The organism is Hydrogenoanaerobacterium saccharovorans (genome assembly GCF_003814745.1).
Taxonomy (GTDB): Bacteria; Bacillota; Clostridia; order Oscillospirales; family Ruminococcaceae; genus Hydrogenoanaerobacterium; species Hydrogenoanaerobacterium saccharovorans.
The window spans coordinates 1697915-1721266 of sequence record NZ_RKRD01000001.1 but is presented as its reverse complement, the minus strand read 5'-3'; the positions used below and the strand labels follow the sequence as shown (position 1 = coordinate 1721266).

The window sequence follows — 23352 nt, the reverse complement described above, 5'->3', positions numbered from 1 at the left end:
GCGGGCAGTCCTCTGTCACTTCAAAAGGGTGAGTACGAATGTCTGAAATATAAGGAGGAAGTATCAATGGATGCTTTAAAACTCATTGCACAGGATTCCATCAAATCCGAAGCCCCTTCTGTAGAAATTGGTGATACCGTTAAAGTTCACGTAAAAATCAAAGAGGGCGACAGAGAGAGAATCCAGTTGTTCGAAGGAACTGTCATTGCAAAAAGACATGGCGGGGTAGCAGAAACTTTCACTGTAAGACGTGTAGCACACGGCTGCGGAGTTGAGAGGGTTTTCCCGATTCATTCCCCGAACGTTGATAAGGTAGAGCTTGTAAGACATGGTAAAGTACGCAGAAGCAAACTGTATTATCTGCGTGACAGAGTTGGTAAGGCTGCAAAAGTTAAAGAGCAACTTCGCTAATGAATGCAAAAGGGACGTTTTTTTCGTCCCTTTTGTTGTTTATATAACACTTTTTAGTATGCATTTTTATACAGAAGGGCGGCGGTTTTACGATGAATGAATGGGAAGAAAATACATCGGAATACGAACAGAAAAACAACCGTCTGTTTGTTAAAAACGCCTTTGAATGGGTTGAATCAATCGCATTTGCGGTGATTACCGTTGTACTTATTTTTACATTTCTGTTTCGAGTTGTAGGGGTCGAGGGCAAATCTATGGAGCCCACCTTGCATGACGGTAATTTTATTGTTATATCTGACCTGTTTTTTCAACCAAAAAATAATGATGTTGTAGTCATCACACCCACCACAAGCCTCGACATTCCCATTGTTAAACGCGTTATCGCTACAGGCGGGCAAACGGTGGATATCGACTTTAAAAAAGGAATCGTTTATGTTGACGGCAAAGCGCTGGATGAGCCGTATATTGCCGAGCCAACCAATCTATACTATGATATAGTCTTTCCGCAGACGGTACCCGAGGGTTATATTTTTGTTATGGGTGACAATCGTAATCACTCACTCGATAGCAGAGACAGCACCATTGGTATGGTGGATATGCGGTATGTTTTGGGTAAAGCACTGGTGCGGATTTTACCCGTTACACAAATTGGCATTATTCGTTGATGTAAACTGTTTTTGAACGGGTAATTTATTGATATTACCCAACTAAGAACCTGCAAGGAGGAATAAACAATGACTGAGATACCATCTATTCAGTGGTTTCCGGGGCATATGGCAAAAACGCGTCGGCTGATGCAGGCAAATCTGCCGCTTGTTGATATTATTATCGAGCTTACCGATGCACGCATTCCCGCATCCAGCCGTAACCCCGAAATTGATAAACTGACAGGGGGAAAACCCAGAGTTGTTCTGCTCAATAAATGTGACGCTGCCGATGAACATATCATTGCAAAATGGTGTGATTATTATAAAAAGCAGGGCGTAGCGGCACTGCCCACCGATTGCCGCAGTGGTAAAGGGCTCAAGCAATTTATTCCCCTCGTTAAAGAAGTACTAAGCGATGAACTAGAACGCCGCGAAAAAAAGGGGATGTCCGGCAAACCAATACGTATGATGATTGTCGGCATTCCCAACGCGGGCAAATCCTCTTTTATCAACCGCATGGCAAATTCGAAACGCGCTAAGGTAGAAGACCGCCCTGGTGTAACTCGCGGCAAGCAGTGGGTGAGTTTAGACAAAGGCTATGATTTGCTGGATATGCCCGGTGTTTTGTGGCCCAAATTTGAAGATCCTACGGTAGGCGAGCATCTTGCATTTACGGGAGCGGTGAAAGACGATGTTCTTGATATTGAGCTGTTGGCAATGCGTTTGCTTGACCTTTTAAACCGAGAATATCACAATTTGCTTTGCTCGCGTTATAATCTGACCGACGAAGAAACCGCCGAGATTGAGCCGTACGATTTGCTCAAACTTGTGGGCAAAAAACGCGGCATGCTTATTTCGGGCGGAGAAGTGAACACCGAGCGTGCAGCGATTATGGTGCTTGATGAATTTCGTAGCGGAAAAATAGGCCGTATCACGCTGGAGAACCCGCCGGAGGTAACTGCATGAGTTTGTACGAGTTTGAAAAACAGGCGTATGCAGAGCATAGCTTTCGCACGATTTGCGGCATCGACGAGGCGGGTAGAGGCCCTTTGGCAGGCCCTGTCTATGTGGCTGCCGTTATTTTGCCCCGTGATATTGAAATTGAGGGGTTAAACGATTCTAAAAAAATTTCTGAGAAGAAACGTGAGATTCTTTTTCAAAAAATTATTGATAAAGCTCTGGCATTTCGCATTGAAGCGGTAGATGAACAAGTTATTGACGAAATTAATATTTTAAACGCTACTATGCTCGGGATGAAACGTGCGGCAGAAGGGCTTGCAATAAAGCCCGATATCGCTTACATAGACGGTAACAAGTGCCCTGATTTAGAGGGAATTCAAGCGGAATTTGTTATCGGCGGTGATGCAAAATCGGCATCCATCGCCGCTGCGTCTATACTGGCAAAAGTCAGCCGGGACCATTATATGCTTGAGCTTGCACAAAGCTACCCTCAATACCAATTCGAGCGCCACAAGGGCTATGGTACGAAACTGCATTATGAAATGCTTGAAAAATACGGTATTTCGCCTGTGCATCGCCGCAGCTTTCTTAAAAAATTAACGGGGGCAGCCAAGTGAATACCGTTGAAATTGGCCGTATCGGCGAAGAATATGCAGCGGGTATTCTGCAAAAGATAGGGTTAACGGTAATTGCACAGAATTACCACTCTCGTTTTGGAGAAATTGACATTATTGCCGTAAATGAACAGTATATTGTATTTGCAGAGGTAAAAACACGTGTACAGGGGTGTTTGGGTGTACCTGCAGATGCAGTAGGCATACAAAAGCAACGGCGCATTATTAAAACTGCTGCCCACTATTTAATTAGCCACCCTGTCAACCTGCAGCCCCGTTTTGACGTAGTAGAAATCATAACTTCACCCAACGGCGAAGTTATTTCAAGCAATCATTTTGCAAATGCGTTTTGTGCACAATCCAGTGACATTTTTTAGAGGGAGGACAACACTGTGAAAGTATTTGATTTGCACTGCGATACAATCATTGAGCTTTGTGCGTCCGGTGAAAATCTCATCAATCATACACGCCAGCTTTCAATCGACCGCGCATGTTTTGAAAGTTATGTGCAAACCTTTGCAGTTTTTATGCCCGATCAATATCGTGGTAAGGCTGCAATCGACTACTTTAATCGTAATCTGCATTATTTTAAAAGCCAGATGCAACGTTACAGTGAGCTTATCGAACAGGCGTATACAGGCGGCGACCTTACCCGCATACTGCAAAACGGTAAAATAGCTGCGGTTCTTTCGGTTGAGGGCGGTTCCGTATTGGCGGGCGACCTTTCTTATGTGCCATATTTAAAGCAGCAGGGAGTCTCGCTCTTAACACTTACTTGGAACGGTGAGAACGAACTGGGCAGTGGAACCGTTGCAAACAGCCATTTAACCGATTTTGGCAGAGATGCCGTTGCTGCTCTTGAGCAAAATGGAATTATCGTTGATGCATCTCATCTTTCGGACAAAGGTTTTGATGACCTTTTAGAGATTGCCTCAAAACCTTTCGTAGCCACCCACTCCAACGCCCGTGCCGTATGCGATGTACCACGAAACCTGCGGGACGACCAGTTTCAAGAAATTGTAAAGCGTCAAGGGCTGGTTGGTATTAATTTTTATCCCAATTTTTTGTGCAAACAGGATAAAGAAAACGCCGGTTTTAAAGAGATACTGTGCCATGTCGAGCATTTTCTTGCACTCGGCGGAGAAGACGCATTGGCACTGGGCTCCGATTTTGACGGCGCCTCTATGCCGGCAGATTTAAATTCTCTTGAAAAAATTGCAAATCTCTATGAGTTTATGTTACAATCTATTTCAGACAAAAAGCTTGTTGATAAAATGTTTTTTGATAATGCTTATCGCTTTTATCAAAAGCATTTGGGATAGTTTATAGAAAAAGAGGTCTTACCATGAACTACATCAGCACCAGAGATAAAACTCAAAAAGTACCCTCTGCCGTTGCCATTGCAAATGGTATTTCAAAAGAGGGCGGGTTGTTTGTGCCCGAAAGTTTTCCGCAGATTACCGAAGAGCGTCTGCTCAAGCTTTCTAAAATGAGCTACACAGAGCGAGCTAAAAACATTCTCGGCGATTTTCTCACTGATTTTACCGACGATGAATTGTATCATTGCGTTACAGGTGCGTATACCGACAAATTTGAGGATGATTCTGTTACCCGTATAGCAAAACTGGGTGACGATATTTATATGCTCGAGTTATGGCATGGCCCCACATGTGCTTTTAAAGATATGGCACTGCAACTTTTGCCCTATCTTCTCAAGACCTCTGCTGAAAAAACTGTGGACGGCAAAGAAATCGTTATTTTGGTTGCCACCTCAGGTGATACGGGCAAAGCAGCGCTGGAAGGTTTCAAAGACGTAGAAGGCACACGGATAATGGTGTTCTACCCAGAGCAGGGTGTCAGCCCCATGCAAAAACTGCAAATGGCAACACAAGAGGGCGAAAACGTTACAGTTTGTGCAATCAAGGGGAACTTTGACGATGCCCAAACCGCTGTGAAGCAAATCTTTACCGACAAAGCGCTGGCAGAACGGCTTGCTGCAAACAATATGATGTTTTCTTCTGCAAACTCCATTAACTGGGGCAGGCTTGTGCCGCAAATTGTATATTATATCAGTGCGTACTGCGATTTGCTTGCCGATGAAGAGATTGCCATAGGCGATAAAATCAATGTTTGTGTGCCTACCGGTAACTTTGGCAATATTCTTGCTGCATATTATGCAAAAAAAATGGGGCTTCCCATCGCCAAATTTATTTGTGCATCCAACGAAAACAATGTACTAACCGATTTTATACGAACCGGTACCTACAACAAAAAACGCGAGTTTCATGCTACCATATCACCGTCCATGGATATCCTTATTTCATCAAACTTGGAACGTTTGCTCTTTTCGTTGTATGAGGGCAATGATGTGGCAGTGAAAAAGTTGATGAGCAACTTGAATGAGCGAGGCAGTTATGCTGTATCAGATGTTGTACGTGAACATTTGCAGGCAGAGTTTTACGGCGGTTACTGCGACGATGTATCAACCAAAGCAACCATTAAGAATACTTTTAAAAACTATTCCTATCTCTGCGATACACATACAGCAGTTGCTATGAATGTCTACAATGGGTATGTTAAAGAAACGGGCGATAAAACAAAAACAGTGATTGCCTCAACAGCAAGCCCATTTAAATTTGCACAAAGCGTACTTGAATCGGTTGCAGGCACAACGGATGGATTTACTGAATTTGAAATGACAGATAAGCTTGCAGAACTCACCGGCTGTGCTGTCCCCGATAGCCTTGCACTACTCAAAGATAAAGCACCGCGTTTTGCCGATGTGTGCAATAAAGCAAAAATTGAAGAGTATGTAGTTTCGCAATTAAACTTAAAGTAAGGGCTAAATCAGCTAAACAGAAAGAGGAATTCATGAGCATATTTGCAATCGGCGACCTGCATCTTTCCTTGGGCACCGATAAACCAATGGATATTTTTTCGGGTTGGCATAATTATGTGGATCGTCTTACCCAAAACTGGAATAATTCCATTACACAAAATGATACCGTTGTTATCGCCGGGGATACATCATGGGCAATGTCGCTGGAGCAAACTCTTACCGACTTTCAATTTTTAAACAGCTTGCCAGGTGAAAAATACATTATTAAAGGTAACCATGATTATTGGTGGACATCAAAAACCAAGATGGAAAATTTTTTTGCTTTAAATGGGCTTTCTACACTGCATATATTGCATAACAGCGCTGTACAGGCAGAGGGAACCGTGCTTTGCGGCACACGAGGCTGGCTGTTTGAAAAAGGCGAAGCGCATGATGTTAAAATCCTTGCGCGAGAGGCTGCAAGATTGCAGCTTTCCATTGATGCGGCAAAAAATATGCAGGGCGAACGTATTGTGTTTCTGCACTATCCGCCTGTTTACGGCGATGAAATCTCTGCCGAGATTGTTGATGTTCTTTTTCGCAACGGGATTAAAAAGTGCTATTACGGGCATATTCACTCGGGAGGCTGCAACTATGCGCTTAACGGCGAATATATGGGGATTGACTTCAGGCTTATTTCGAGCGATTTTTTGCGTTTTAAACCCTTAAAAATACACGAAATGGTAGAATTTTAAAATAAGATATGTTATAATAAAAAATGTTTCGCACTCGTACAGCATTTGCGTGGCAGATGGGTTGCATTTTGGCTTCCTGTCCGATGCGCATCGCATCGCAAAATGGCAAAACTGCGGTGGGTAGTGTATAGTTTGTGCATCATTACAGGAGGAAGTAAACAATGAAATTAGTCAAAGCAGAAAAGATTGAGACCAACAAATATCAGCTTGAAATATCCATCGGTGCTGAGGAGTTTGAAGCAGCAATTGAAAAAGCATACCGCAAAAATGTAAAACAAATCAACATGCCCGGCTTCAGAAAAGGCAAAGCACCAAGAAAAATGATTGAAAAAGTTTACGGCGAAGGCGCTTTCTATGAGGATGCTATCAATGATATTTATCCCAAAGCATACAGTGATGCTGTAGACGAGGCTAAAATCGAGCCCGTGGACAAAGCTGAAATCGAAATGTCTGACGTTGACAAAAACGGCTTTACTTTTAAAGCAACTGTTACTGTAAAACCTGAAGTTTCGGTTAAAGATTACAAAGGCATAAAAGCAGTTAAATATACCGCAGAAGTTACCGACGAAGAGATTGACGCCGAACTTAACAGAATGCGCGAGCGTGCAGGCAGAATTGTACCTGTTGAAGGCAGAGCTGCACAGATGGGCGACACTGCTGTTATCAACTTTGAGGGCTTCTGTGACGGTGTTGCGTTTGAAGGCGGTAAAGGCGAAAACTTCCCTCTGCAACTCGGCTCCGGCCAGTTTATTCCCGGTTTTGAAGAGCAGGTTGTCGGCAAAGAAATTGATGCAGAGTTTGATGTTGAAGTAACCTTCCCCGAGCAGTACGGCGAAGAAAGCCTTGCAGGCAAACCTGCAGTTTTCAAATGCAAGCTGAATGAGCTTAAAACAAAAGAACTTCCCGAAGTTGATGACGAACTGGCAAAAGATATGAGTGAGTTTTCTACTTTGGATGAACTGAAAGCTGATATCAAGGCAAAAGTACAGGAGCGCAAAGACAAAGCTGCACAGGATGACCTTGAGAACAGACTCATTGATACCGTAATCGAAAACATGGAGGCGGAGATTCCTCAGTGCATGTTTGATACTAGAATTGACCAAAGCGTAAAAGAATTCGAGTACAGACTGCAGTCTCAAGGCTTAAATCTCGATTCTTACCTGCAATATACCAATATGGAGCTTGATGCATTCCGCAAAACTTTTGCTGAACAGGCAGATAAGCAAGTAAGAATCCGCCTTGCTCTTGAGAAAATCGTAGAGCTTGAGGGGCTTACCGCTTCTGAGGAAGAAATCAGCAAAGAATACGAGAATATGGCGAAAAACTATGGTATGCCTGTTGACCAAATCAAAAAGGTTCTTCCTGCAACAGAAATTGCACAAGACCTTGCTGTAAACAAAGCAATTGATTTGGTACGTGACAGCGCAGTTGTTACTACCGAGGCTGCTCCTCAGGCAGAAGAAGAGGCACCTGCTAAGAAAAAGGCACCTGCTAAGAAAAAAGCACCTGCTAAAAAGAAAACAGAAAAGGCAGAAGATGCCGAATAATTGTGCAAAGTAATAAAACTATTTGCAAAGCTTAATGGTTCGGTAAAATAACCTGTTTTTTCTTGAGTTTATGTGTGCTGTAAGGCGCATAGAAGCGGTGTAATTGACCAATCATTTAGATTGAGATTATCGCGCCGCATCGTTTAATGAGGTGTGATTTAGGGCAGGGTTTTGCTCGCGGCTTACGAAGGATATCTTCCCGCACGAAGATATCCTTCTCGTTAAATTCTCATTAAATTAATGACCGTGCGGAGAATGGGTGATTACTATGGCTTTAGTGCCAACCGTCATCGAGCAAACCAACCGTGGTGAGCGTGCGTATGACATTTTTTCCAGATTATTAAATGACCGTATCGTCATGTTGTGTGACGAAGTGAATGATACAACAGCCAGCCTTGTTGTTGCTCAGCTTTTGTTTTTGGAAGGACAGGATCCTGATAAGGATATCTCTCTTTACATCAATAGCCCAGGTGGTTCTATTACAGCAGGTATGGCAATTTTAGATACCATGAATTACATTAAGTGCGATGTTTCTACCATCTGCGTAGGTATGGCAGCGTCCATGGGTGCTTTTTTGCTTACTTCGGGCGCAAAAGGCAAACGTTTTGCATTGCCCAACAGCGAAATTATGATTCACCAGCCGTTAGGTGGCACACAAGGTCAGGCAACCGATATTAAGATTCACGCTGAGCGTATCCTGAAAATTAAAGCAAATCTTAACAAAATGATGGCAGAAGCCACAGGTCAGCCCCTTGAGGTTATTGAGCGCGATACCGAGCGCGATAACTTTATGTCTGCTGAAGAGGCACAAAAATACGGCTTAATCGATAAGGTTATTGTTAAGAGATAATACAATTAATATCGGAGGCTGATCTGATTCTTCGGGTCAGCCTGTCCGCTTTTTTAAGAGCTTATGGAGGGTAATACCAATGGCTAGATATGATGATAACAAACCGCTGCGCTGCTCATTCTGCGGCAAAACACAAGAGCAGGTTACACGTATGATTGCAGGTTCGGGTGTATGCATCTGCAATGAGTGTGTTGAGCTTTGCCAGCATGTCCTGGATGATGAGGGGTATATTCCGCAAAAGAAAAAATCTTCAAAAGAAGACCAGCAACCGGTTATTCCCAAGCCGCGCGAAATTAAAGAAACACTGGATGAATACGTCATCGGACAGGAAAAAGCCAAAGTTGCACTTTCGGTTGCGGTATACAATCATTACAAACGCATATATTTTGGTGCGGGCTCTGATATTGAACTGCAAAAGAGCAACGTATTGATGGTAGGCCCTACCGGTGTTGGTAAAACACTGTTAGCGCAAACGCTTGCTAAAATTCTTGATGTCCCTTTTGCCATTGCAGATGCCACTACTTTAACAGAGGCTGGCTATGTGGGCGAAGATGTTGAAAATATTCTTCTCCGTTTGATTCAGGCTGCCGATTTCGATGTTCAAAAGGCAGAACGCGGCATTATTTACATCGATGAAATCGATAAGATTGCAAGAAAATCAGAGAATCCGTCTATTACACGTGATGTCAGCGGCGAGGGTGTGCAGCAGGCTCTCTTGAAAATTCTCGAGGGCACGGTTTCAAACGTTCCTCCGCAAGGCGGGCGCAAACATCCCCAGCAGGAGTTTATCCAGATAAACACCTCAAATATTCTTTTTATCTGCGGTGGTGCATTTGACGGTATCGAAAAAATTATCGAAAAACGTTTGAATAAATCCGCTTCTGTGGGCTTTGGCGCACAGCTAGTCGATAAAAAGACAAAAGAGAAAGATTATCTGGTGCAAAAGATTGAGGCACACGATCTTGTAAAATTTGGCTTGATACCCGAATTGGTTGGGCGTGTTCCTGTGCTCGCACCGCTTGAAAACCTTGATGAAGATGCTCTTGTGCGTATTCTTACAGAGCCGAAAAACTCGATGATGAAGCAGTATACACGCCTGTTTGATCTTGATGGTATTGCGCTCAACTTCGAGCACGACGCCCTCATCAGTGTGGCTGAAAAGGCGATTGCTCAAAAAGCGGGCGCGCGCGGGTTACGATCCATTATGGAGGGGATACTCTCCGATGCTATGTTTAATGCTCCGTCCGATCACACGATTGAGACAATAACGGTTACAAAAAACTGCGTTGAAGGCAAAGAACCACCCATCTTTTCGTATAATCCTGCAAGAAAACCGTCAAAGATGCAGATTTCATCGAAGCGCACCCAGTCGCGTTCAAAGTCATCTTCTTCCGTATCTTAAGCACTTCAAACAGAAAAGCAGCCGGTTTACGGCTGCTTTTTGTGTATCTGTAAAATGCAGGAAATAAGCTTAACTCTTGCAAAATTTACATTTATCATGTATAATTACAATCAATACAAAAACAATCAACATTTTAAATATATGTTTTTCGTAAATTGTGAAAAACAGGTGTTGGTATTGATTACTCCAATACTAAAATGCAGGTAACTTGTTTTAAAGTTGCTGCAACGTCAAATTTCCAACAAAGGAGGAAACTTTATGGAAAATATTACAGAGCAGGAAAACCGCTTTACTATACCAATGCTTGCCCTAAGAGGTTTGGTTTTGTTCCCCAAAATGATACTTCATTTCGATGTGGGCAGAGAAAAATCTGTTACCGCTTTGAATGAGGCGATGAAAAAAGACCAGCAGATTTTTTTGGTAGCACAAAAAGATATAAAAGTAGACGACCCCAAAGAAGAAGATTTATATCGCGTAGGTGTTGTTGCAGAAGTTCGGCAGATTTTAAAATCTTCAGGGAACACTTTAAGGGTTCTGGTGGAGGGCAGTTATCGTGCACGCCTGATAGATGTTATTGATGAAGGAAATTTGCTTCAGGCAACCGTTGAAAAATATCCGCTTAAAACTCCGCGTTACCCGCGTACTGCCCTTTGTGATGCGCTTATGCGCACAGTGAAGGAGCTTTTTGAGGAATACTGCTATCTTACACCCAAAATGCCGCGCGATATGATTGTTAACGCAGTTTCCAGCGAAGACCCTGTCTATCTCTGCGAATACATAACCGCTAACATTCCTTTAAATGTCGAAGAAAAACAGCGCATACTTGAGGAATCGGTCATCGTAAAACGTCTTGAAGACCTTGCAGGTGTTTTGGAAAACGAAAATAATATACTTAGCCTCGAAAAAGATATCTACGATAAGGTCAAAGAGCAAATTGACCAAAATCAACGCGAATACTTTCTCCGTGAGCAGATGAAGGTGATTTCAGACGAATTGGGAGAGTCTGAATCACCCATGGATGAAGCAGATGAATATGTGGAGAAAATCACCAAGCTTAAACTCGGTGAAGAGGCTGAAAATAAGCTGAAACAAGAGGCGGAACGCCTTTCTCGCCTACCAAATAACTCGCAGGAAGCTGCTGTTATACGCACTTACCTCGATACATGCCTTGAACTCCCGTGGAATACTGTTACAAAAGAAAAAACCGATATTGCTCGTGCCAAAAAAATACTTGACAGTGACCATTATGGGCTAACCAAAGTAAAAGATCGTATTTTGGAGCTTGTTGCTGTACGTAAGCTTGCTCCCGATATTAAAGGGCAAATCATTTGCTTGGTCGGTCCTCCGGGAGTGGGTAAAACTTCTATTGCAAAATCAATTGCAAAGGCATTAAACCGCAACTACACACGCATTTCTTTGGGCGGCGTGCGTGACGAATCGGATATTCGCGGCCACCGCAAAACTTATGTGGGTTCCATGCCGGGGCGTATTATCAATGCGCTGAAACTTGCCGGCAGTAAAAATCCGCTCATTTTGCTGGATGAGATTGATAAACTCGGCAACGATTTCCGCGGCGACCCATCTTCTGCATTGCTCGAGGTGTTGGACAGCGAGCAGAACAATGCATTTCGCGACCATTACATCGAACTGCCGTTTGACTTAAGCGAAGTGTTGTTTATTACCACTGCAAACAACCGTGACGCTATCCCCGATCCGCTGCTCGACCGTATGGAAATCATCGAACTTACCAGCTATACTCGCGAGGAAAAGTTCCATATCGCGAAAAAATACCTTGTACCAAAACAGTCAAAACGCCATGGTTTATCGGGCAAAACACTTAAAATTGCCGATGATGCAATTTATGCACTCACCGATAACTATACGCGCGAAGCAGGTGTTCGTACTCTCGAACGCACGATTGCATCTCTCTGCCGCAAAGCTGCAAAGGTTATTGTAGCAGGCAATGAGAAAAAAGTGACGATTAACAACAAAAACATTACAAAATATTTAGGTCCGCATCGTTTCAAACCGGAAGAAGTCGAACACAAAAACGAAATTGGTTTGGTTAACGGCCTTGCTTGGACTTCGGTCGGCGGTGAAATGCTGCAAATTGAGGTTGCCATTTTAGACGGAACGGGAAAGCTGGAACTTACAGGGCAGCTCGGCGATGTCATGAAAGAATCGGCACACGCAGCGCTCAGCTACATTCGTTCGCGTGCAACATCGCTCAACATCGAGCCGGATTTTTATAAGAATAAAGATATTCACATCCATATTCCTGAAGGAGCAATTCCTAAAGACGGGCCGTCGGCGGGTGTTACTATGTGCACTGCGGTGGTGTCAGCATTGTCTGGTACACCGGTTCGCTATGATGTAGCTATGACGGGCGAAATTACTCTGCGCGGGCGTGTTCTGCCTATTGGCGGGCTCAAAGAAAAAACGATGGCAGCGTATCGTGCAGGCATCAAAACCGTTGTCATCCCTAAAAATAATGAGCCAGACTTGGCTGAACTTGACTCTGTTGTAACCGATAATATTAAATTTGTTACGGCAGAACAGGTTGATACCGTATTAAAAACGGCTCTTATTTCAGCTTACGAAAGCCATATGATACCAAACACTCCGTCCCTCGTTAAACCAACTGAGATTGTACCGCAGCAGGAAGCCATTACACAATAAGGAGAAAGCCATGAAGTGGAATCAAGTAGAATTTGAGGCATCGTATGGTCTGTTTGAACAGATCCCGCCTTGTGAAACGATTGAGTTTGCTTTTTCAGGCAGATCCAATGTAGGCAAATCTTCTCTGATCAATAAAATATTCAACCGCAAATCCATTGCCAGAGTAAGCTCTATGCCGGGTAAAACCACTACCATTAACTTTTTTAGATTGGAAAACATTCGTTTTGCCGATTTACCGGGTTATGGTTATGCCAAGGTTGCTAAAACCGAGAAAAAAAGATGGTCAGAACTGATCGGCAACTATCTGCACAGCGATAGGGATATTGTTTTGGTACTTCAGCTCGTGGATATTCGCCACGCGCCTACCAAAGATGATTTACAGATGATTGATTATCTGATTGAATCCGAAACCCCATTTGTCATTGTGCTCACCAAAGCAGATAAGCTCGGCAATCGCCAAAAAGAAGAACGCCTTGCGGCGCTGAAAACAGAAATCCCTTATGCCGACCAAATAACCATGATACCAACCTCCGCTGAAACGGGTGAGGGGATGGAGCAAATTCGTGAGATTATTGAAGAGCTAGCGCAAGCAAATGACGGCATTGAAAGCGAAAACTCCGCTATGGATGAGTAATGCAAATAATGTGTTCGTATCTTTAATCTTTACAACGAACCTGCGCTTAAAAGCTCTTATCATTCCTTGCCCTGCGGGATAAGAGACATAGTTATACTGACTAGAAATGCCGATGCAGGACGGCGGAATGGAGCTTATTATGTTTGTATCAGATTGCCTTAATGTAAATAAATTAGGCCACCTCACCATTGGCGGAATGGATACCGTCGCCCTTGCTGAACAATACGGAACTCCGCTTTATGTCATGGACGAGGCGCAGATACGCAGCAACTGCCGCAAATATAAAAACTCAATCGACCGATTTTACAGCGGTAATGGTATCGCTGCCTATGCAAGCAAGGCACTTTGCTGTAAAGCTCTGTGTAAAATCGCAATGGAAGAGGGGATGGGACTTGATGTAGTGTCAGGTGGTGAGCTGCACACCGCCATGAGCGTGGGTTTTCCCCCCGAGCATATTTTTTATCATGGAAACAATAAAACGGTTGAAGAACTGGTGACAGCATTGCAGTATGGCGTTGGCAGAATTGTTGTCGATAATCTTACCGAATTAGATGTGCTCAATCAGCTTGCGTCAGCGCAAGGCAAAAATGTCAGCATCTTTTTTCGCGTTAAGCCTGGTATCGATGCGCACACCCACGAGTTTATCCGTACAGGGCAAATCGACAGCAAGTTTGGGCTTGCGCTCGAAACCGGTGAGGCAATGCAAGCAGTAAAACTGGCATCCGCCTACAAGAATATTACCCTGAAAGGGCTGCACTGCCACATTGGTTCACAAATTTTTGATATTGAACCATTTGAACTGGCTGCACAGGTAATGCTCGGCTTTATCGCAGACATCAAGCGTGAAACCGGCATGGAATTGCAAGAACTCAATCTTGGCGGAGGTTTTGGCATCAAATATGTGCCCGACCACCAGCCGGTGGAATACGACCGTTATATGGAGCGTGTTTCTAAGGTTGTACACCAAACATGTGCACAGCTTGGGTTGCAGATTCCGTATATCATTATTGAGCCGGGGCGCTCGGTGGTTGGCAATGCAGGCATTACACTGTATACCATCGGTGCCGTAAAAAACATCCCCAATGTTCGTACCTATGTTTCGGTGGATGGCGGTATGACCGACAACCCGCGTTATGCACTCTACCACTCCGAATATCATGCATTGGTTGCCAACAAGGCAAATCAGCAGCGTGATATGACTGTAACTGTAGCAGGTAAATGCTGCGAAAGCGGGGATCTCATAGGCGAAGGAATGCTCATTCAAAAAGCACAGGCAGGTGACATATTGGCTGTGCTTGCAACAGGGGCATACAATTATTCCATGTCATCCAACTATAATCGCTTGCCAAAGCCACCTGTCGTTATGGTGAAAGACGGCGAATCCAGGGTGGTTATTAAGCGCGAAACTTATGACGATATTCTCAAAAATGATTTGCTTTAATACATAAAAAATTAAAACTGTCAATTAAAATTCATATTTATGTTGTTTACTTTCACGGTTTAGTATGTTAAACTAAAAGTAAACGCCACTTTAACAATCACAAGCGTTAAACAGTCAGATGTGTTGTCTGCTCACGCTTAACATAACATTTTGGAGGGCATATCTATGAATTCTAAACTTAAGGATATTAATGTCGAGATTTTATTTAAGGCGGTACTTTCACTGCGAACCATGGAAGAATGCTACGATTTTTTTGATGATTTGTGCACAGTACCTGAACTCAAAGCATTGTCTCAACGCCTACAAGTAGCTAAAATGCTGGATGAGCATAAGGTTTACAGCGATATTGTGAATGCCACAGGGGCATCTACCGCTACCATAAGCAGGGTAAACCGTTCGCTCAATTACGGCTGTGACGGTTATCGCATCGTTTTTGACCGTTTGGATGCTATGGATGAACAGGAAAAGGAAAAATAACCATGGCATATGCTTACTTTGCCAACCATTACGACCGTCTTACAGGCAATGTGTCTTATATTGACCGGGCACGTTATTTTGATACGATAATTAAACAACATACAGATCATGTCGAATTACTACTTGATTTGGCGTGCGGAACAGGCAGCCTGTCGGCAGAACTTGTAAATCTTGGTTACGATGTAATTGGGGTGGATAGTTCGGCTGAGATGCTGTCTTTTGCTGCGCCCAAAGTACCTACTGCACTTTTTCTGTGCCAAGACATGACTTCGCTTAATCTTTACGGGACAATCGACGTTACCATCTGTGCGCTTGACAGCCTAAACCATATTACAGACGAGCAAGCACTTCAGCAGGCGTTTAACAGGGTTGCTATGTTCACCGCACCGGAGGGCCTTTTTATTTTTGATGTAAACTCAGTATACAAACACCGCGAAATACTTGGCTGCAATACTTTTTTTTATGAAAATGATGATTGTTGCTGTGTGTGGCAGAATGAGTACACCAAACACCACCATATTGTTAATATTGATCTCGACTTTTTTGTTAAGGATGGAGAACACTATTTTCGCGAAAGCGAATGCTTTAGCGAACGTGCTTATACTCCAAACGAGATGGATGCTTTTATTAAAACAGCAGGGCTTGAGACAATAGCTGTTTATGGCGATGATACGTTCAATGACCCTACAAATACCACACAAAGGCTTATTTATGTTACGCGCAAACTGCCCGTTGAACGCGGGGGCATTTCCGCAAATAATACCAAATCTATTCGCATTCGGAGGAAAACCACATGAGCAAAATTGTACGAGCTATTTCTGCAAACGGGGGCATTGTTTGCACTGCCATAGATTCTACCGATATTGTCGCTAAAGCGGAGCAGATCCATAAAACTTCTGCTGTTGTAACGGCAGCCATTGGCAGGCTCGCAACCGCTGCATCTATGATGGGTTCAGCTCTTAAAGGTGAGCAGGATTCCATTACAATTCGCCTTGCAGGTGACGGACCTGCCGGCTCTGTTATCGCTGTATCGGATTCACACGGCAACCCGCGTGTTTATGTGCAGAACCCCATTGTAGAGCTGCCACTCAACCAGTATGGCAAGCTTGACGTAAAGGGCGCCGTGGGCACACAGGGAAGCTTGCAGGTTATTAAGGATATTGGCTTAAAAGAGCCTTACGTGGGACAAATTCCAATTGTATCGGGCGAAATTGCCGAAGATATCACAAGCTACTTTGCTGTAAGCGAGCAGATTCCCACCGTTTGTGCTTTGGGTGTGCTTGTTAATCCGAACCTTACCGTAAAAGCGGCAGGAGGATATTTAGTGCAGCTTTTGCCCGGTGCAACCGATGAAGAAATCGATTTGATTGAGAAAAATGTAAATCAGATGCCTGCTATTTCAAAAATGATTGCCGATGGTGCTACGCCTGAGCAGGTGTGTTTCAAAGTGTTGGAGGGCTTTGACCCCAATTTGCTTGATGAAGCTGCTGTTGAGTACCGCTGCAATTGCAGTAAAGAGCGTATAGAGCGAGCGCTGATTTCTTTGGGTAAACAAGAACTTAATGATATGGCGGACGAACAACCTATAACAGAAGTTGCCTGCCACTTTTGCAATAAAAAGTATCGTTTTACAAGCGAAGACATTCGTTTATTGGCCGCAAATAGCTAGTAATTATAAGGTTTTTTATGATTTGTGTAGTGTTTATGTCGAAAAAAAGAAAAAATTTCAAAAAATGCATTGACATTAAGTACAAGGTATAGTATAATAAATCTCGTCGCTAAGGAAAAGAAAAGAAAATGATGTGGGAGCATAGCTCAGCTGGGAGAGCATCTGCCTTACAAGCAGAGGGTCACAGGTTCGAGCCCTGTTGTTCCCACCACATTTGGCCTGGTAGTTCAGCTGGTTAGAACGCTAGCCTGTCACGCTAGAGGTCGTGGGTTCGAACCCCATCCAGGTCGCCATTTTCTTTCTCTAAAGCGATATGCCTTTGTAGCTCAGTTGGTAGAGCAGAGGACTGAAAATCCTCGTGTCGTTGGTTCGATTCCGACCGAAGGCACCATTTGCGGGTTTAGCTCATTTGGTAGAGCGCCACCTTGCCAAGGTGGAGGTAGCGAGTTCGAACCTCGTAACCCGCTCCAACAAAAATAAAAGGCATTTAGTAATAGCTAAGTGCCTTTTAGTATATAATAGAATGTGGCGCCATAGCCAAGCGGTAAGGCAGAGGTCTGCAAAACCTTTATCCCCGGTCCGATTCCGGGTGGCGCCTCCAAAATTACCCTCCGAGTAACTGTTTCGGAGGGTAATTTTTTTAATTGTTATCAACTTGTGTATCAAAACCCTGACAACGGAGGTATCATATGATTGCAATGCAAAATAGAGATATTATCTCAATTGTTCGTAAAACCCTCAACTTGGTAGACCATAGGCTTGTCGATCATGGTGAACGGGTTGCTTATATTGTTTGCAAAATGTTACAGTGCCAGGGCACTTGCTCCGATTATTTAATACAAAGAATATGTTTTTTAGCAATGATGCATGATATAGGTGCTTATAAAACCGAAGAGATAGATAATATAGTGGAGTTTGAAACCAAAAGTGTTTGGGATCATTCCGTATATGGCTACTTGTTTATAAATAATTTTTCACCTCTGTCAGATTTAGCAGAGGCGGTTCTTTATCATCATTTAGATTATGATAAAATTTTAGACTTAGATTGCACTCATAAAGAGATTGCAATGATGATATCGTTAGCGGACAGGCTGGACATCTATCTTAAAAACACCGGCTATCAATTTGATGAATCGCTTAGCAAGTCGTTCCCCCCAAAAAAATTCAGCGCAGAATTGTTTGAACTTTTCCTTTTAGCCAACGAGCAATTCGATATTGTTACACGTATTGCAAACGGAAGTTACCTTGAAGAATTAATTGACTTTGTGGCTCATTATGATTTCACACCTGCTGAGGTGGACCGTTATTTAAAACTGCTCGTCTATGTTATAGACTTTCGCAGCGAAGCGACGGTAACTCATACAATTTTAACGGTTGGCATTAGCATGCAAATCGCAAAACGAATCAATTTAACAGAGCCTCAAAAAAATGCAGTTTATTATGGTGCATTGCTTCACGACCTAGGTAAAATCTCAACTCCAATTCAAATATTAGAAAATCCAGGCAAGCTTACACGCCCCGAAATGGAGATAATGAAGCATCATGTAGTGGTAACCGAAGAAATACTAAAGGATTACATTGACCCGGTAATTTGCAAAATAGCAGTGCGCCACCACGAAAAAATGGACGGTTCAGGCTATCCGCGAGGATTGACAGCGCAGGACCTTACTTTAAGCGAACGGGCAGTTGCAGTTGCAGATATTATGAGCGCGTTGTGCGGTAAACGAAGCTACAAGGACAGTTTCAGCAAAGAAAAAACAATTGAGATACTCACCAAAATGGCACGTGATAATAAAATCTGTAATGAGATTGTGCAGGTTGTGGTCGAGAATTTTGATGACATACTCTACAATGCAAATAAAGATTATGAGCATGTGTTCGAAGCATATCGCAGCTTAAAATCTTCTTATATAAACCTCTACAAGCGGTGTATCGAAATATGAATCCAAAATGAACTTTTTGCAACATTTTGGATACAGTTTTGTTGTATTTGGACAAACTATATGATATAATTATCACAATATGTCTAGAATATCACGAAATGAGGACGATTATGTTAACAGCTTCAAAAATAAAATTTATAGAATTTATGATGAGCGCAGATGTTCTGCGCTTTGGTGAGTTTAAAACCAAAAGTGGCAGGTTATCGCCTTATTTTGTAAATACAGGTAACTACCGTACAGGTGCACAGATTTCTGAGTTAGGCAAATTTTATGCGCAATGCATCAAAGATACCTGCGGTAATAATTTTGATGCGATGTTCGGGCCGGCATACAAGGGGATTCCTCTTGCAACATCTGCGGCAGGGGCTTTAGCACGAGAATTTGATATTGATAAGCCGTTTTTCTTCAATCGCAAAGAAGCAAAAGATCATGGCGAAGGCGGCAGCTTGGTGGGCTACAAACCACAAGATGGTGACCGCATTATTATTATCGAAGATGTAATCACCGCAGGTACAGCAGTGCGCGAAACGGTTCCTGTTCTGCTTTCGGCAGCTAAGGTAACGGTAACCGATATGTTTATCTCGGTAAATCGTTGTGAAATAGGCCAAAATCCCAATAAAACTGCGGTTATGGAAGTGAAAGACGAGTTTGGCATTGATGTGCATTCTATTGTCGATGTACGTGATCTTTGCGAGTACCTTAAAGAAAATGGCAATTATACTCAAGTTCTTGCCGCAATGGAACGATATATTGAACAGTACTGTAAATTTTAAAAATTTTTATTCTACAAGAATTATCCTTCAGCTTTATTCATAGTTTGCTATAACAGACTTATAAAAACAAAATAGGAGGCTACATATCATGACATGTCCAAAATGCGGTGCAAACTTACCTGATGAATCGGTTTTTTGTGCACAATGCGGCTACAGCTTAAGCGGTGAGGGTCAAACCGGTAATAATACACAGCCACCACCTGTTTATGGTGAGCCACAGCCAATACCTCCGCAGTATTCTTACGATGCTCAGCAGAATAATAACATCAAATCAATCAATGGTACAACCTACTTGGTGTTTGCTATTCTCGCTACAGTGCTTTGCTGCTTACCTTTTGGCATTCCTGCAATCGTCTATGCAACAAAAATTGACAAGGCACAAGCTCTTGGCGATTTACTGGGTGCACAAAGTGCAGCTAAAAAATCCAAGATGTGGTCTATTATTGCGGCTGTATCTGCCGTTGTAGTTTTTGTTCTTTATATCGTTATTATGGCAGCTTTGGGCTTTAGCCTTGCAGAAAGCGGCATGTACGGCGGCAACTTTTAATAAATTGTGAAAAAGCGTATCTTTGTAGTCACAATTATCTGTGTTCTGATGGTATTAGGGGCAATTTGGCTTTATTTCAGCAGCCCTCAAGGTGCAGGCATCCCTTGCCCTGTGCGTTTACTTACGGGCTTTTACTGCGCAGGCTGTGGTACATCACGTGCACTTCACAGCATATTGCATCTAAAGTTTTATCAAGCGTTCCGTTATAATCCTGCTATGGTCATATTGCTGCCTTTTATTATGGTTTACATTGCAGCACGCATAATTGATTATTTAAAAACAGGGCAAAACAACATCGATAAGCGTTTGTCTTTTCGTGCATTGTTATGGGTTATAATATTGCTGCTCGTGTACAGCGTGGTGCGTAATATCCCTATATATCCATTTAATCTGCTTGTTCCTACAATTATATAAGCATAATAAAACCTCCGACTAAAAATCGGAGGTTTTTTATGCTTGCGCAGGTTATAAGCAAAGCGTCTGTAATCATTTATAAACCACACGCAGCAGCGGAGAGTTAACCTTTAGGTACACCGATTTTTACTTTTCCGGTAAGGTGGGGTAATTTGTGTCGTTTCCTATTTTGTATGCTTCAGATGAATTTTGTTGGAATTCAGTTAGATACGTCCAATAACGTTTCGGCATATGTGTCATACGGCATTTGGGATTGTAGCGTGACTCAATTGCAATGGTATCGTAATATTGCTTCCAAAGTTTGCGGTATTGCTGCTCTGTTTCATCTTCTTTGGGTAACTGCAAATGCTCTATCGGTATAATTTCTGCCTTATAAGGTGTATAGATGAGTGCCATGCCGTGTGTGACATCGTATATTAAAAAATGTTCTTCTGCATATCTTTCACAGAAATGAGCTTTCAGCAGGGGCAAAACAAAATTTTTAGGTTCTATTTTGGCAACCAGTGCACCTTTGTATTCAGAAAAGCGAATAAAACCGGTTAACAGATGTCGTTCATTAAGCAAAGATTTTACTGCATTGGTAAGTGCACAAACTGTACTATTTGTAAGCATTTGTGCTGTTTTTCCTCCGTAACGGTAGCCTAGGCAAATAAAACGGTAGATTAACATTGCTTTATCGGGTGCACAGGTTAAAAAGCCAAGCCGCGCAAGCTCTTCGGCTTCTGATGAAATACGGGTTGAAAGCGATGTGTAAACACGATGTGCGTGTGCCTCGTTTGTTGTAATTTCTCGCGTAGGGTAGAGAATTCCTTGTGGTTCATCTGCTGATAAAATATCAACAGGGGTTTCGTGCCGCGTGTAACTTTCATATACGCAGCACAACAGCCCGTCAAAACTGCCGTCGTACAGATACACTACAGTTCCCCAGTCAGGCACTGTATCACATCCTCTCTGGTAAGTTGCGGGGTGAATAAAGATAACTGCTCGGGTTGGTATGCCGGCAGCATACCTGCACAGCGTTCCGATATCAAAGCGCGCATTGCCCCCTCAGGTGTGATTTTCAATCCTTCTGCAATCTTGCCGTTGCAAGTGATGAAATACTGAGCACGCTTTAATACAATACCGATTTTTTTGAGCCCTGTAAAATCGATTGAAGTTGCACGCCGCGCAAGCAGTATGCGCTGTGCGCTTTTTACACCAATACCCGGTACACGCAGCAGGGTATCGTATGGGGCGGTGTTGATTTCAACTGGGAACATATCCATGTGGTTGAGTGCCCAGTTACACTTTGGGTCGATATAAGGATTAAAATTCTGATGCTGCTCATCCAGCAGTTCAGAGGCATCAAAACCGTAAAATCGCAAAAGCCAATCTGCCTGATATAATCTGTGTTCGCGCAGGAGGGGTGGCTTGGTATCCAGAGAAGGCAGCAGAGAGTGACTTTGTACCGGAGTGTAGGCTGAAAAAAATACGCGTTTTAAACCAAACTTGCGGTACAAATTCTGTGTAAGGTTTAGAATTTTAAAATCACTATCGGGAGTTGCACCAATAATCATCTGTGTGCTTTGCCCTGCAGGAGAAAACTTGGGTGCATGGCGGTAACGTATCAGGTCTGTAGTGTTTTCTGCAATTTTATGCTGGATAACACTCATGGGGCGCAAAATAGATACCTTGGATTTGTCAGGTGCAAGCAGTTTTAAACTGTCTTGCGATGGGAGTTCAATATTCACACTCATACGGTCCGCAAGCAGCCCGAGGCTTTGTATCAGTGCATCATCTGCGCCTGGGATGGCTTTCACATGGATGTATCCGCGAAAGTTATATTCATTTCTTAACAGAGACAGCGTTTCAATAAGCTGCTCACATGTAAAATTCGGGCTTTTTATAACCCCTGAACTGAGAAAAAGCCCCTCGATATAGTTGCGCCGATAAAAATGGATTGTGAGATCGGCAAGTTCACGCGGAGTAAATACAGCGCGCCGAGTATCATTGCTTACGCGGTTAATGCAGTATTTGCAATCGTAAATACAGCAGTTGGTAAACAGTACTTTCAGCAATGAAATACATCTTCCATCTGCCGCAAAGCTATGGCAGATGCCGGCTGATACTGCACTGCCGATACCGCCCTTGCCGCCTCTGCGGTCTGCCCCGCTTGAGGTACAGGCGGCATCGTATTTCGCGGCATCCGATAAAATTGTCAGCTTATCAAAAATATTCATAAAACACCGTCCAAAAACAAATTAGAACATATGTTCTAATAATAAGTATTGTACTCCATTCCTTAAAAAAAGTCAAGTTTATCCGCTTTTTTCCTTGCGCAACACTATTGAATTTCCCAAAATTATGATATAATACAATATAATGTATCGAGAATAGTCGGTTTTATTACATTGCACGCGAAGCGTGTTCTCGTTAAGCTATACTTAATAAAGCGAGCGAAATGCACGCATAAAGAAGGGAGCTTACACGATGAACAGCGCAGTTACTATTTTTTCCAAAGATTATTCCGAGCTTAGTAAATTGCAAAGCCAAAAAAAGGTGAACTATGGCCTGATTGAAGACGAGGTAAACGGAAAAAAGTACTATGGCATCGGTATCTCAATAGAGGAGGATGGTTTTCGAGAAAGTGATTTTCTTGAAAATCTCTCTACATCTAAAACCGACATTTTAAACATCGTAACCTTTCTTTATGAAAACTCTATCCTAATCGATACCTGGAAGGAAATTACAAGTGAGCTTTTAGGATGTTATTGTTCCGATCCGTAAGCTCA

At 42.9% G+C, this 23352-nt stretch carries 24 protein-coding genes and 5 tRNA genes; 27 read left to right on the top strand and 2 right to left on the bottom strand.

Annotation, left to right across the window (positions count from 1 at the left end):
• Positions 1-66 precede the first annotated feature (66 nt).
• From rplS to EDD70_RS07970, 26 genes are all read left to right on the top strand, one after another.
• On the top strand, positions 67-411 hold the full coding sequence (rplS, locus tag EDD70_RS08095) for a 50S ribosomal protein L19 (protein WP_092751219.1): 345 nt from the start codon (positions 67-69) through the stop codon (positions 409-411).
• 92 nt (positions 412-503) lie between these two features.
• Positions 504-1076, top strand: a complete 573-nt coding sequence (gene lepB, locus EDD70_RS08090) for a signal peptidase I (protein WP_092751221.1) — start codon at positions 504-506, stop codon at positions 1074-1076.
• Between the two features lie 69 nt (positions 1077-1145).
• Positions 1146-2024, top strand: a complete 879-nt coding sequence (gene ylqF, locus EDD70_RS08085) for a ribosome biogenesis GTPase YlqF (protein WP_092751223.1) — start codon at positions 1146-1148, stop codon at positions 2022-2024.
• Positions 2021-2635: a ribonuclease HII gene (locus EDD70_RS08080; RefSeq protein ID WP_092751225.1), complete on the top strand. Its 615-nt coding sequence runs from the start codon at positions 2021-2023 to the stop codon at positions 2633-2635. Before ylqF ends, EDD70_RS08080 begins: the two co-directional genes overlap by 4 nt.
• The gene (locus EDD70_RS08075) at positions 2632-3009 is read left to right on the top strand and encodes a YraN family protein (protein WP_162840767.1); all 378 of its coding nucleotides are present in this window, start codon (positions 2632-2634) and stop codon (positions 3007-3009) included. Before EDD70_RS08080 ends, EDD70_RS08075 begins: the two co-directional genes overlap by 4 nt.
• Before the next feature lie 15 nt (positions 3010-3024).
• Positions 3025-3954, top strand: a complete 930-nt coding sequence (locus tag EDD70_RS08070) for a dipeptidase (RefSeq protein WP_092751229.1) — start codon at positions 3025-3027, stop codon at positions 3952-3954.
• A gap of 23 nt (positions 3955-3977) precedes the next feature.
• Positions 3978-5471: a threonine synthase gene (gene thrC / locus EDD70_RS08065; protein WP_092751231.1), complete on the top strand. Its 1494-nt coding sequence runs from the start codon at positions 3978-3980 to the stop codon at positions 5469-5471.
• 32 nt (positions 5472-5503) lie between these two features.
• Positions 5504-6205: a metallophosphoesterase gene (locus tag EDD70_RS08060; RefSeq protein ID WP_092751233.1), complete on the top strand. Its 702-nt coding sequence runs from the start codon at positions 5504-5506 to the stop codon at positions 6203-6205.
• Positions 6206-6366: 161 nt separating this feature from the next.
• Positions 6367-7752: a trigger factor gene (tig, locus tag EDD70_RS08055; protein WP_092751235.1), complete on the top strand. Its 1386-nt coding sequence runs from the start codon at positions 6367-6369 to the stop codon at positions 7750-7752.
• 268 nt (positions 7753-8020) lie between these two features.
• The gene (gene clpP / locus EDD70_RS08050) at positions 8021-8602 is read left to right on the top strand and encodes an ATP-dependent Clp endopeptidase proteolytic subunit ClpP (protein WP_092751237.1); all 582 of its coding nucleotides are present in this window, start codon (positions 8021-8023) and stop codon (positions 8600-8602) included.
• A gap of 79 nt (positions 8603-8681) precedes the next feature.
• Positions 8682-10004, top strand: coding sequence for an ATP-dependent Clp protease ATP-binding subunit ClpX (gene clpX, locus EDD70_RS08045; protein ID WP_092751239.1), 1323 nt, complete (start codon positions 8682-8684; stop codon positions 10002-10004).
• Positions 10005-10262: 258 nt separating this feature from the next.
• Entirely contained in the window at positions 10263-12683 is a 2421-nt protein-coding gene (gene lon, locus EDD70_RS08040) for an endopeptidase La (RefSeq protein WP_092751241.1), read from the top strand.
• A gap of 10 nt (positions 12684-12693) precedes the next feature.
• Positions 12694-13317 carry a ribosome biogenesis GTP-binding protein YihA/YsxC gene (gene yihA / locus EDD70_RS08035; RefSeq protein WP_092751243.1) on the top strand — a complete coding sequence of 208 codons (624 nt, stop codon included), beginning with the start codon at positions 12694-12696 and terminating at the stop codon, positions 13315-13317.
• Between the two features lie 139 nt (positions 13318-13456).
• Positions 13457-14758, top strand: a complete 1302-nt coding sequence (lysA, locus tag EDD70_RS08030; RefSeq protein WP_092754428.1) for a diaminopimelate decarboxylase — start codon at positions 13457-13459, stop codon at positions 14756-14758.
• Positions 14759-14923: 165 nt separating this feature from the next.
• Positions 14924-15235 carry a YerC/YecD family TrpR-related protein gene (locus tag EDD70_RS08025; RefSeq protein ID WP_092751245.1) on the top strand — a complete coding sequence of 104 codons (312 nt, stop codon included), beginning with the start codon at positions 14924-14926 and terminating at the stop codon, positions 15233-15235.
• Between the two features lie 2 nt (positions 15236-15237).
• A complete protein-coding gene (locus tag EDD70_RS08020; RefSeq protein WP_092751247.1) occupies positions 15238-16032 on the top strand; it encodes a class I SAM-dependent DNA methyltransferase in 795 nt (264 codons plus the stop codon).
• Positions 16029-16904, top strand: a complete 876-nt coding sequence (gene hslO, locus EDD70_RS08015) for an Hsp33 family molecular chaperone HslO (RefSeq protein WP_092751249.1) — start codon at positions 16029-16031, stop codon at positions 16902-16904. The genes EDD70_RS08020 and hslO overlap by 4 nt, the downstream gene beginning before the upstream one ends.
• A gap of 135 nt (positions 16905-17039) precedes the next feature.
• Positions 17040-17115 (top strand) — tRNA-Val (locus EDD70_RS08010).
• A 5-nt stretch (positions 17116-17120) separates the two neighbouring features.
• A tRNA-Asp gene (locus EDD70_RS08005) sits at positions 17121-17197 on the top strand.
• Positions 17198-17219: 22 nt separating this feature from the next.
• A tRNA-Phe gene (locus tag EDD70_RS08000) sits at positions 17220-17295 on the top strand.
• Positions 17296-17298: 3 nt separating this feature from the next.
• Positions 17299-17374 (top strand) — tRNA-Gly (locus tag EDD70_RS07995).
• A 57-nt stretch (positions 17375-17431) separates the two neighbouring features.
• Positions 17432-17505 (top strand) — tRNA-Cys (locus tag EDD70_RS07990).
• A gap of 88 nt (positions 17506-17593) precedes the next feature.
• Positions 17594-18847, top strand: a complete 1254-nt coding sequence (locus EDD70_RS07985; RefSeq protein WP_092751251.1) for an HD-GYP domain-containing protein — start codon at positions 17594-17596, stop codon at positions 18845-18847.
• Positions 18848-18957: 110 nt separating this feature from the next.
• Positions 18958-19620, top strand: coding sequence for an orotate phosphoribosyltransferase (gene pyrE / locus EDD70_RS07980; protein ID WP_092751253.1), 663 nt, complete (start codon positions 18958-18960; stop codon positions 19618-19620).
• An 88-nt stretch (positions 19621-19708) separates the two neighbouring features.
• On the top strand, positions 19709-20167 hold the full coding sequence (locus EDD70_RS07975) for a CD225/dispanin family protein (protein ID WP_092754431.1): 459 nt from the start codon (positions 19709-19711) through the stop codon (positions 20165-20167).
• A gap of 6 nt (positions 20168-20173) precedes the next feature.
• A complete protein-coding gene (locus tag EDD70_RS07970; RefSeq protein ID WP_092751255.1) occupies positions 20174-20581 on the top strand; it encodes a DUF2752 domain-containing protein in 408 nt (135 codons plus the stop codon).
• 126 nt (positions 20582-20707) lie between these two features.
• On the opposite strand, the gene EDD70_RS07965 is transcribed toward EDD70_RS07970, so the two are convergent.
• Both EDD70_RS07965 and EDD70_RS07960 read right to left on the bottom strand, forming a co-directional pair.
• On the bottom strand, positions 20708-21517 hold the full coding sequence (locus EDD70_RS07965; protein ID WP_092751257.1) for a TIGR03915 family putative DNA repair protein: 810 nt from the start codon (positions 21515-21517) through the stop codon (positions 20708-20710).
• Positions 21496-22800, bottom strand: a complete 1305-nt coding sequence (locus EDD70_RS07960; protein ID WP_092751259.1) for a putative DNA modification/repair radical SAM protein — start codon at positions 22798-22800, stop codon at positions 21496-21498. Before EDD70_RS07960 ends, EDD70_RS07965 begins: the two co-directional genes overlap by 22 nt.
• A gap of 250 nt (positions 22801-23050) precedes the next feature.
• Between EDD70_RS07960 and EDD70_RS07955 the strand changes: the two genes are divergently transcribed.
• The gene (locus EDD70_RS07955) at positions 23051-23347 is read left to right on the top strand and encodes a DUF6514 family protein (protein WP_092751261.1); all 297 of its coding nucleotides are present in this window, start codon (positions 23051-23053) and stop codon (positions 23345-23347) included.
• The last annotated feature ends 5 nt before the right edge of the window (positions 23348-23352 follow it).